Raw genomic sequence first — 10,167 nt, forward strand, 5'->3', positions numbered from 1 at the left:
GTGAACACGGAGGAGGACGAGGACTGGGAGGACCTGGACGCGGGGGCACCGGCGGACGAGCCGCTGCCGGTGACCGCGCCGCCGGTACAGGCGCCGCCCGTCGCCGTGCTGCCGGGGCCGCCGGCGGCCCCGGCCCGCCTGCGGTTCGAGGAGGTCGCGCTGACGCTGACGGTGCTCCCCGGCACCGTGGCCGGGCTCGGCCGGGACCCTGAATGGGCGCCCGGCACCGCCGCCGCGCTCGCCGCGCACACGACCGTCTCCCGCCGGCACGCGAGCGTCGCGGTGGCGGCGGACGGCACCGCCACCGTCACCGAGGAGCCCTCGACGGCAGCCAACGGCACGCGCCTGAACGGCAGCGACCTGGTGGCCGGACGGCCCTACCCGCTCGCCGACGGCGACCTCCTGCAGCTCGGCGCGCGGATCGGCTGCGTGATCACCCTGGGGCGCGGCCCGAGGTGACCGGGCCGCGCCGGCGCGGCCGGGGACGGCCGGCCGCCCCCCCTGGGGTCAGGCCAGGTCGTCCGGGACCGAGATCCGGGCGCCCAGGGGCTCCAGGAGGGCGTTCACCTCGCGGACGTCCGCCGGGTCGTCGAGGCACAGGGTCTCGTCCGGTTCGGGGCGGAGCCACTTCCCTTCGCAGCGGTCGCCGAACAGCTGGAGGGCGGGACGGGGACGGCAGCGCTTGGACTGCCACAGCAGCCCCGCCGGTTCGGGGCAGTGCTCGCGGATCAGCCGCGCCCAGTACCGGGTCTTGGCGTAGTCCTGCTCCTCGCAGTCCACCAGCCAGCCGTCCTGCCAGACCCCGGCGAGGCCCTCGGCCGTCGTGAGGTCGACCAGCCTCAGCTCCTCGGTGGTGCTCAGGACGGACAGCCGGTAGCGCGAGGCCTGCGCCCAGGGCACCAGCCGGGTCCCGGTCGCGTCGTCGAAGTCGAGCGACCGCAGCAGGACCTCGGAGAGGGCGGTCACCGGGTCGAGGCCGGCGTAGAGGTACGGATAGGGGTCCTGCTCGGTGGCGTCGAAGCGGCTGCCCCGGAAGAACTCGTGGGCGAGCCGGGGATTGAACTCCTGCGCCTGGTAGGCGTGCAGGTGCAGCCGCCAGAGCCGGGTGCCGGCGGTGAGCCGGTGGACGACGGGCCGCATCAAGGCTCCGCTGGGCGGGATCTGCTCCGGCATCAGTGGTCGCCCTCCACCAGTTCCCGCGCGGCGAGGGTCAGCCGGGCGTCGGGGACCGCGCCGAGGAGCTCCGCCGGTACGCCGCCGAGCCGGCGGTTGCCGCCCAGCCACCAGTCGGCGGCACCCCAGGGGTCGCGGTCGGCCATGAGCAGGCGGTTGATGACGCCGACCACGGGAAGCGGCCGCCCGGTGCCCGCCTCGAACTGGAACAGGGGGTAGCGGTCGCCGAGCTCGGGATGGCGCAGCCGGATGAGCCCGGGGTTGCCGGTGGCCGCACCGAGGGCGTCGGCCGGCAGAGCGGGAGCGGCCAGCAGCCGCGCGCGGACCGGGTCCGGCGGCGGCGGGCCGTGCAGGGAGGAGAGGAGCGCGAGGAGCGGCTGCCGGTCGAGCACCGGAGCGTCGGCAGTGCCGGCGGTGCCGGCGGTGCCGGCGGTGCCGGCGAACCGGACGCCGTCGCGCAGGGCCCGGGTCACCGGATGCGCGTCGGGCAGGGCGCGGAGGATCCGCCGCAGAGTCCGCAGGGCCGCCTGGGCGGCCTGCGGTTCCGTGCTGTCGGCCAGTCTCCGCAGGGCCGTCGCCAGCTCTTCGCGGGCGGCCGGGTCCAGCTCCGCCAGCGTCCGCGGCCAGTGGTCGCGGAGCAGGGCGACGAACTCGTCGGGGGTCATGCGGCCGGCTCTCCTTCCCGGTGGGGGTGCCCGGTGGCGGGCGGGGGCGTGCCGTCGGCACGGGGTGCGGGATTGCCCTGGTGGATGAAGGCCCCCCAGTAGGCGGGCCCGGTCAGTTCGGGCCGTCCGGCGGTGCGCCGCAGCGGCGGGGTCAGACCCGGCACCGCGGGCCGGAGACCGGCGGGGGCCAGCATCCAGCGCTGCGCGGCGCGCAGGGCGTCGGGCGGCGCGAGGCCGGCCGCCACGTGGTGGTGGAAGACGGTCATCAGGACGGCCGACGCGTCGTCGCTGACCTTCCAGCGCGAGCCGACGGCGTCCGCCGCGAGCGCGTGCACGAACGCGGTGGTCACGGTGAGCGCCTCGTCGTGGTCGTGGGTGCTCAGGTCGGTCTCGCAGGCGCTGAGGACGACCAGCGGCCGCCCCGCGCCGTCCGGTCCCGGGCGGGTGTCGAGGAGCCGGGTCACCGACAGGCGCCCGGCCCCGGGCTCCGCGCCCGCGGGGCGGCCCAGTTCGAGGGCGGACGAGCCGGGGTCGGCGCCCGCCGTGCCGTGGCAGACGAGGTGGACGACGGCGGCCGGACGCGCGCCGGACGCGCGGGCGCCGAGCAGCCCGAGGACCTCGGCCGGCGTCCCCGCGGGCGGCGGCGCCGCGAACACGCGGGTGTCGTACTCACCGTAGAGCGTCGCCCCCGGGTAGTAGGCGTCATGAACGGCGAGGACCTCGTCCTCGGCCATGTCCAGGTCGGCCGGTACGCAGACCAGCGCCTGGCCCTGGGTCAGCGGCAGCCGCCGTGCGCGTACCCCACGGAGGAACTCCCGGCCGCAGGCGGCGTACGTGAGGACCGCGGGCTCGCACGCCCGTACCGTGGCCGGCGCGCCGGCCGCCCGCCACCGGTCGGGGACGGGGAGCCGGGCCGCCTGCCACGGCACCACGCCCAGGTTCCCGCAGGCGACGACGGCCAGCCGCACCGGCAAAGCGGCGGCCGCGGCACCGGCGAGGAGACCGGCCTCGCCCAGGCCCCGCTCCCACAGGCCGAGTGCGTCCAGGACGGGGCCCATCACGCCACCGCCCGCCCAGTCGCACAGGGCGTCGAGCGCCGCCTCCCACCGTTCGGCGCCGCGACGGGCGGTGAAACGGCCGGCGGTGGCCTCCACGTACGCGGCGACCGGTGCGCGCCCCGCCCCGGACAGGGCCGGCAGGGGCAACGCCCAGGGATCCCGGTCCGGCGCCACGACCAGGGCCCAGCCCTCGTCGTCGCTCTCGCCCGGCAGCAGGTATACGAGGGCCTCGGCGCCCGACCGGGCGACCGCGTCCCGCAGCACGGCGGCCTCCGGCGCCCGGCCGTCACGGGCGTCGCCCTGCCGGCGCAGCAGGGCGAGCACCTCGCGACGCAGTCCGCTCGGCAGCAGCCGGGTGTCCGGGCCGCCGTTGAGCATCGTCTCCAGCAGCCGCTGCGGGTCCTGCCGCGGCGCCGTGACCGTGCCGTCCGGGCGTGCTTCCCGCCACTGCCGGGCCAGTTCGTCCTCGCCGAGCTCGACGAGCCGCTCCGGCACCGAGGCGGAGACGGCCGCGGCCCCGAGCACCAGGGCCCGCCCGGCTTCCAGGCAGGCGACCGCCTCGTCGGGCCGTCCGGCCCGGACCGCCCACGCGGCGGCCCGCAGTCCCCGGGCGGCGCCGCCGCGGGCGACGTCCAGACCGTGCTGGACGCCCTCCTGGAGCAGGACGTCGTCGGCGGATGCCCGCAGCGACGCGCGGGCGTCGGCGATGGCGCGGTCCAGGTCGGCTCCCGGCGCGCTCCCGGCGCGCGTCGCGTACGCCTCGGCGAGGTCCCAGTACAGCCACGCGGCCACCTGCGCGGTACCGGCGTCCAGTTCGGCACGGGCACGTTCGAGCTCGTCGACGACCTCGTCGAGGACCGCCGCGCGTCCGTCCGCGCCGTTTTGGAGGGAGAGCGCCGTGGCGATGCCCATCCGTATACAGATCCGCTGGACGGCGACGACGGGGTTGCCGTCGAGGGAGGCCCTGGCCCGTGCCACCGCCTCGGCGACCCGCACCGGGTCCGGGTCCAGGTACGAGGTAAGGGCCAGGATCGGTGCGGCGAGGGCGTCCATGAGCCGCCGCGCGGACGGCATGGTCTCGGCCGCCTCGTACGCCTGGTCGAAGTAGTGCCCGGCGCGGCGCAGCGGCCCGATGTCGTCGGCGGCCCGTGCGAGGGCCATGTGGCCGTAGCAGAGGATGAAGAGGGGCAGCACCCGCCGGGTGTCGGTGGTGCCGGAAGCCTTGGCCCGGTCGGCCCGGTCGGCCCGGTCGGTACGGGCGGTACGGGCGGAGCCGTCGGTACGGGCGGCCTCGCTGACACCGTCGGCCCCGTCGGCCCCGTCGAGTTCGTCGAGTTCGTCGAGTTCGTCGAGGACGTCGAGGACTTGCCCCATCAGTTCGTCGAGCGCCGGGACGTCGCGCGCGTCGGCGGCCTCGCGCATGCGCCCGAGCAGCAACAGGTTGCGGTTGGCCCACAGCATGTCCTCGGAGCCGGGCAGGCTCCCGAACGGCGCCGGCGCCGGCCGCTGCCCGTCGCCTGGTGCGAGGATGCTCTCCGCCAGCTGCCCCGCCAGGCCGAGTTCGGCGTGGCTGCCACCGAGCTGCGAGACCCCGGCGAGCAGCCCGGGCAGCACGCCGCGGACGATCCCCACGAGGTCGTCGTCCGCTCCGTCCTGCGTGGCCGCGGACTGCAACAGACCGAGCGCCGTCTCCATCTGGCCCACGTCCCCCGTGCCCAGGCCGAGCATCGCGCGGGCCATGGCGAGCATCGGGCCCGGGATCCTGCTGTCCGCGAGCGGACCGGGGGCCCCGGCGGCGCCGAGCAGAGAGGCGATCTGGTCGGCGGAGACGGCGCCGGGTTCGACGGCCGTGGTGAGCATCCCGAGCAGCGTGTGGAGCCCCTGCTGTTCGTCCTTCGTGGGGGGACGCATCGTCTCCGGGGACAGCCCTTCCGTCGTGGGCGGCAGCATGTTCCGCAGCATCCCCACCAGAGGGGCGACGGGCCCCAGCAGCCGCTGGTCGAGGACGTCCACCCGACGCAGCAGGCCGTGCAGAGCCAACGGGTCGCCGGAGACGAGCGCGGCCTGGAGGTCCGTCTGGAAGGCTACGAACTCCGCCGCGCCCTCGGGCAGCCCGCCGGGTGTGGCGGCGCCGATCTCGTGGACGAGCCGCTCGATCTCGGGGGCGGCCTCGATGATCCCGAGTCCGCCGTTCGCCAGCGGGACGGACGCGTCGATGATGGACTGCACCATGTCCATCCCGAGCGGCCTGCGCTCGCCGAACGGACCCACGAGCAGCACGAGCAGGTTCCGTGCCGCCTCGGTGTGCGGACCGACACCGAGCAGCCGGCCTTCCCGCGCCCGGCGCAACAGCCGGATGGCCTCGTCGCGGTCCGCCTCCTCACGGTCGGCGCTCCAGCGGGCGCCGATCAGTGCGCCGAGGCGTTCGAGACAGGCGGGGAGCAGTGTCGGACCGCCTGGCGGACCGTCGCCCAACTCGCTTATCGACATGCGGAATTCCGCGATCAGAGCGTCCCGTTCCGCTGCGGACGGCGCCGCCGCCGGGGGCTCCTGCCCGATCGGGACGACCGTGGCCTCCGCGGCACGCCGCACCAAGTCGGCCACCCGGCTCCCGATCGCGCCGCCGGGGGACTCCACCGCTTCGCCTTCGATCCCCAACACCCCTCCTCAGCAAGCCGATACGGCCCATCATGGCCCGCTCGTCCGACGCGCGGCACGTGCGCGCGCGAGTCCGCGGAAACCGTCCGGCGATCGACCGGATCATGGCCGCCCGGGAGGCGGTCCGCGTGTCACGATCGAGGGCGAGGCCCCGCCCGTTCCGCGGCCTGGGCACACCGACGCGGGGCAGATCCGCCCGACCCCGGGCCGGGACGGGACGCACCGGGACGGGACGGGACCGGCCGGGCCGGGACGGGACCGGGACGGGACGGGACCGGCCGGGCCGGGACGGGACCGGGCCGGGACGGGACCGGCCGGGCCGGGACGGGACCGGCCGGGCCGGCCCGGTGCGGGGGCGGGCCGGGCCGGGACGCTCCCGTTCACGCCGCCGCTCCTCCCGATGCCTCCTCCCCGCCTCCCGTCTCCCGTCTGCTCCCCTGCCTCCTGTCCTCCGCTTCGGAAGGTGACCGGCCTTGCCCCTGCTTCCCTACCTCGAGGTCACCGCCGCGTCCTACGCCGTCGCGTACACCGCCGGTCTCCGGGTGACCGGCACCCGGGACGGCGCGGTGCTCAGCGGCTGGTGTCCGCGCTGCGCCTGCCCGTTCGACTTCACGTACACCCGCCGGCTCTTCCGGCACCCGCGCCCGGGCGGCCGCTCCGCGCGGACGGTCGACGTGCCGGTCCTGTGCGTGTGCGAGGCGCCGCACGCGGGGCGTCCGGCAGAGGAGGAGGGCTGCGGCGCGTACTGGAACGTCGTCCTGGAACGGACGCCGTGACGCCGTGGCGGGCCCGCTCCGGCCCGGCCGGGACGCCCGCCGACCTGATGTCCGCACGCGGTGGCCGACGGCTGCTGCGCGAGGAACTGCCCCGGGTCCGGGAGACGGCGCTGGCCTGGCGGAACGGCCTGGGCTCGCTGCTGCTGGGGCTGATCGGCTTCGGGCTGCTGAAGGGGCGCACGGACGTGGGCGCGCTCGCGGCCCCTTACGGCGTGCTGGTCGGCGCGCTGCTGCTGGGCGCCCTGCTCGGCGGGGCGACAGGAGGGATGATGCTGCTGCGCGCCGCGCACGGGCGGCCCACGGCGTCGGTGGTCCCCGACCCGGAGCCGGGCACCCTTGCAACCGGGCCGGTGGCGGCCGGGCACGAGGAGGCGCTGAGCGCGGCGCGGGCCCTGACCCGCGGAGTGGTGGCCACGCTCGGCTGTGCGGCGCTGCTCACGGCCGCCGTCGCCCTGACCTGGTACGGCCCGGCTGGCGAGGACCCGCGGCTCACCGTCACCACGCCCTCCGGGAGCTTCTGCGGAGAACCGCTCCGCACGGTCGCCGGGCGTCTCGCCCTGCGGACCGCGGCGGGCGAGGTGAGCGTCGACCTGTCGACCGTGACCGCCCTCCGCCCGACTCCCTCCTGCGCCCCGCCGGGCGGCCCTTGAGCGGTTCGGCGAGCGATAGCGAACCGTGGGCCGACGAGGGCCCGACGAGACGATCCACCCGCACGCGATCAACGCCGAGCCCTGGCGGCGACGCCAGAAGGTCCCTCTGATCTGCGTGTACTGCATGACGCCGGTGGTGTCCCAGCGGACCTCGGTGGGCCGTGCTCCCCGAGGGCGCGCTGTTCCGGCTCGCGAGGGACGAGAAACGTGAGGAGATGCGCCCCCTCAACCCCGTCGAGGTGTTCGAGAAGATCGCGCACGGGTCACAAGGGGCTGGCTGTCGTCGAGGGCGACGAGCCGCACCTGGTGCTCCCCGGCGATCTCGGCCAGATCGGGGCCGCCCTCCCCCTCGCCGGGACCGAGCCCTGTGAGCCCGGCGGCCCGTTCGGTCTGGACATCTCGACGGCCGGCCAGCTGCTCCCTGCCCTGATCAACAGCGCGGTCGTCATCGCCCGCTTCCTGCGGAAGCACGGCTGGGACGCCGACGTGGTCGCCCGGTTCGAGGTCCGCCGCCCAGGGGAGGCGAACGCGGTGGGCTGGGGCGAGTTCTGCCACGGCCCCGCACCCGACGATCATGACCGGCTGTACGCGCGGCCGGCCAGCGGGTCACAGCCCGGGCACCCCGTTGGGGTCTACGGCCAGGTCACCGCCGTCGAGAAGGACAGCCGGGGCAGGCCCGTCCTCCGGCTGGCCGACGGGAACGAGTCCACCGTACGCGTTCGTTCCGACCACGCCGGCCTCCTCACACCGCTCACAGCCGGCGCGTTCGTCCTGGCGGTGGGCGACTGGAAGGTCTGGACACCCGCCGGGGCCGGCCCGAACCGCAGCTGTTCGCCGAGGAACACCGGCACCTCGCCCATGGGACCTACGACGCCGCCTTCGGGCACAGCGGGCCGTCTGTCTGCCCGCTTCCGCTCTCCCTCGGCCGGCGCACCCTGCGTCAGGCCCACAAGGCGGCGACAACCCGACCGGCCCCGGACCTGCCTTCCAGTCCCCCGCCCGCGCCACGGCCCAGCGCGGCGCCTTCGACCGCCGCCACCCCGCCACCCGCTCCTCCTGCGGCCCCGACGCCGCCCCGGACTGCAACGCCAACGTCCCTCTCCACCGGCTCCCCGGAACCGGCGCCTTCACCCGCGCCCGCTGTACCGGCCGTTGCACCGCCTCACCCCCCGATCCCCGCGCCTCCGCCCGTCCCGCCTCGGCCTGCGGCGCCTGGCCAGCCAGCTCCACCGCCCACCCCCCGCACGCGGCGCGGGCGGGCGATGCGGAGGACGCTCTTGCCGTGGGTGGTGCCCTCGGCGAGCCGCTGCACGGCGAGGGCCAGGTCCGCCAGGCCGTATTCAGCGGTGATGTCCACGCGCACGGTGCCGTCTGCGACGAGAGCGAGTGCGCGGCGGGCACTGTCGGCAAGGCGTTCCGGGTGGGTCTGGCTGAGCAGGCTGCTGTTGTAGGTGATCAGTGATCTGCCGTGTGTGAGCAGGTCGTTGGTGTCGGCCAGGACGGGTTCATAGGTGCTGAGGTTGCCGTACACCGCGAGGCGGCCGTGCGGCGCGAGCTGCTCCAGGCCGGTACGGCGGGTCGGGCCGCCGACCGGATCGAGGATCGTGTCGAAGCGTTCGTCGTCGAGCTCGGCCGGGAACTCTTCGCGGAGCACGACCTGGTCGTAGCCGAACCCGGCCGCGTAGTCGGCTCTGGCCGCACTGCCGACGACGCCGACGATCCGGCCGGCCCCGGCGGTCCGGGCGAACTGGGCGGCGAGGGTACCGACCGAGCCGGCCGCGGCATGAATCAGCACGCTTTCGCCGGGCCGTACTCGAGCCGCGGTGTTGACCAGGTCGTAGGCGGTCGGCGCGGCCCAGCCGAGACCCGCGGCCGTCCGCAGCGGCAGGTCGCCGACGTCCAGACTCAGCGCGGCGGGCGCCACGACCACCTCGGCGCAGGCGCCCGCCGCGGTCAGCGCGGCGACGGGCGAACCGATGCGGTCCGGGTCGACGCCCTCGCCGACTGCGGTGATGCGCCCGGACGCCTCGAAGCCGGGGACGAAGGGGCGCGGGACGGGGAAGTGGCCGTCCCGGACCATGGTGTCGCCCCACTGGATCCCGGCGTAGGAGACCCGGACGGCCACCTCGCCGGGGCCGGGGGCGGGCTCATCGAGTTCGGCGACGTGGTAGTGGCCCTGGGTGTCGAGGAGGACAGCCTTCACAGCTACAGCTCCTTGCGTTGACTCAGTATCCTTATAGTCGAGACAGTAGGCATATAAGGTTCCTGAGTCAACGCATGAACCTGTTAGTTGAGTGGGAGTGCATGATGGAAGCCCCGGTCGAGGAGTCCCTCTGTACCCGGATCAGACGGTCGGAACAGGCCTTGATGGCACACCACGAGGCCGTACTGCGCGGCTACGGACTGACCATGACGCAGTACACCGTGCTGCTGACCCTCTCCCGTGACGGCGGCATGTCCGGCGCCCAGCTGGCCCGCTCCTGCGGGGTGACACAGCAGAGCATGAGCAGCGTGCTCACCAACATGGAATCCAAGGGCCTCATCCGCCGCGAAGCATCCCCCGTACACGCCAAAGTACAGATCGCCACCCCGACCGACGAAGGCCAGACGGTCCTCGACCACGCCTACCAAGAAGTGATCCTCCTCGAACGCGCACTGACCGACGCATTCACACCCCCCGAACACACCGCACTCTGCCAACTCCTGGAACGAGCCACCACCGTCCTCATCCAGCAGACACGCCACACCACACCCCCGCCCACCGCCTGAACCCTCAGCCGCCAGACACACAGGAACCCCATCCCCCGCGCCACCCTGGAAAATCCGGCCGACCCGCCTGCGATACCCGCCTGCCCCGCCGCGCCCGCAGCGCCGACCGCAATCGAACGCCACCCGCTGAAAGACAAGAACAAAACGGCAGACACGACGAACCCGCCACAAACAGCCCAGAGCCTGTCGCCCCCACGCAAGCAGGAATGTTCCGCTCGCCCGCAGACACACACTCACCATCACCACGTGGTCCCCGGGCACCTATGAGCGTTCGGCACCTACTGGGCCGGTTCCGATTGGGAAGACGGCGGCCACGGCTACGCGCCTAGGGCCTGTCCGGCGGATCATGTGACTGTCGGACTATTGGCTCGTTGTGTCCGGCATGGGGCGGGGCGATCTGACGAATGCCGAGTGGATC

At 74.9% G+C, this 10,167-nt stretch carries 8 protein-coding genes; 4 read left to right on the plus strand and 4 right to left on the minus strand.

Features of this window, described 5'->3' with window-relative positions; all coding sequences use genetic code 11:
- Window positions 1-459: an FHA domain-containing protein gene (locus ABTZ54_RS34880; RefSeq protein ID WP_351671718.1), complete on the plus strand. Its 459-nt coding sequence runs from the start codon at window positions 1-3 to the stop codon at window positions 457-459.
- A 48-nt stretch (window positions 460-507) separates the two neighbouring features.
- On the opposite strand, the gene ABTZ54_RS34885 is transcribed toward ABTZ54_RS34880, so the two are convergent.
- The 3 genes from ABTZ54_RS34885 to ABTZ54_RS34895 are packed head-to-tail and all read right to left on the minus strand — an operon-like array spanning window position 508 to window position 5,554.
- Window positions 508-1,173: an RES family NAD+ phosphorylase gene (locus ABTZ54_RS34885; RefSeq protein ID WP_351671721.1), complete on the minus strand. Its 666-nt coding sequence runs from the start codon at window positions 1,171-1,173 to the stop codon at window positions 508-510.
- Window positions 1,173-1,838: a hypothetical protein gene (locus ABTZ54_RS34890; RefSeq protein WP_351671724.1), complete on the minus strand. Its 666-nt coding sequence runs from the start codon at window positions 1,836-1,838 to the stop codon at window positions 1,173-1,175. The genes ABTZ54_RS34885 and ABTZ54_RS34890 overlap by 1 nt, the downstream gene beginning before the upstream one ends.
- Window positions 1,835-5,554 (minus strand): CHAT domain-containing protein, encoded by a 3,720-nt coding sequence (locus ABTZ54_RS34895; RefSeq protein ID WP_351671727.1) that lies wholly within the window; start codon window positions 5,552-5,554, stop codon window positions 1,835-1,837. The genes ABTZ54_RS34890 and ABTZ54_RS34895 overlap by 4 nt, the downstream gene beginning before the upstream one ends.
- A gap of 473 nt (window positions 5,555-6,027) precedes the next feature.
- On the opposite strand from ABTZ54_RS34895, the gene ABTZ54_RS34900 reads away from it, so the two are divergent.
- Both ABTZ54_RS34900 and ABTZ54_RS34905 read left to right on the plus strand, forming a co-directional pair.
- Entirely contained in the window at window positions 6,028-6,330 is a 303-nt protein-coding gene (locus ABTZ54_RS34900) for a hypothetical protein (protein ID WP_351671730.1), read from the plus strand.
- On the plus strand, window positions 6,327-6,980 hold the full coding sequence (locus ABTZ54_RS34905) for a hypothetical protein (protein ID WP_351671733.1): 654 nt from the start codon (window positions 6,327-6,329) through the stop codon (window positions 6,978-6,980). The genes ABTZ54_RS34900 and ABTZ54_RS34905 overlap by 4 nt, the downstream gene beginning before the upstream one ends.
- Window positions 6,981-8,142: 1,162 nt before the next feature.
- On the opposite strand, the gene ABTZ54_RS34910 is transcribed toward ABTZ54_RS34905, so the two are convergent.
- Window positions 8,143-9,183, minus strand: coding sequence for a quinone oxidoreductase family protein (locus ABTZ54_RS34910; RefSeq protein ID WP_351671736.1), 1,041 nt, complete (start codon window positions 9,181-9,183; stop codon window positions 8,143-8,145).
- A gap of 164 nt (window positions 9,184-9,347) precedes the next feature.
- On the opposite strand from ABTZ54_RS34910, the gene ABTZ54_RS34915 reads away from it, so the two are divergent.
- Window positions 9,348-9,749, plus strand: a complete 402-nt coding sequence (locus tag ABTZ54_RS34915) for a MarR family winged helix-turn-helix transcriptional regulator (RefSeq protein ID WP_351671739.1) — start codon at window positions 9,348-9,350, stop codon at window positions 9,747-9,749.
- The last annotated feature ends 418 nt before the right edge of the window (window positions 9,750-10,167 follow it).

This window comes from Streptomyces sp. NPDC094032, from assembly GCF_040303965.1.
Classification (GTDB): Bacteria; Actinomycetota; Actinomycetes; order Streptomycetales; family Streptomycetaceae; genus Streptomyces.

Excerpts from the sequence above, each read along its gene's own strand:
- ABTZ54_RS34885 (WP_351671721.1), bottom strand. The coding sequence starts at position 1,173 with ATGCCGGAGCAGATCCCGCCCAGCGGAGCCTTGATGCGGCCCGTCGTC.
- ABTZ54_RS34890 (WP_351671724.1), bottom strand. The coding sequence starts at position 1,838 with ATGACCCCCGACGAGTTCGTCGCCCTGCTCCGCGACCACTGGCCGCGG.
- ABTZ54_RS34915 (WP_351671739.1), top strand. The coding sequence starts at position 9,348 with ATGGCACACCACGAGGCCGTACTGCGCGGCTACGGACTGACCATGACG.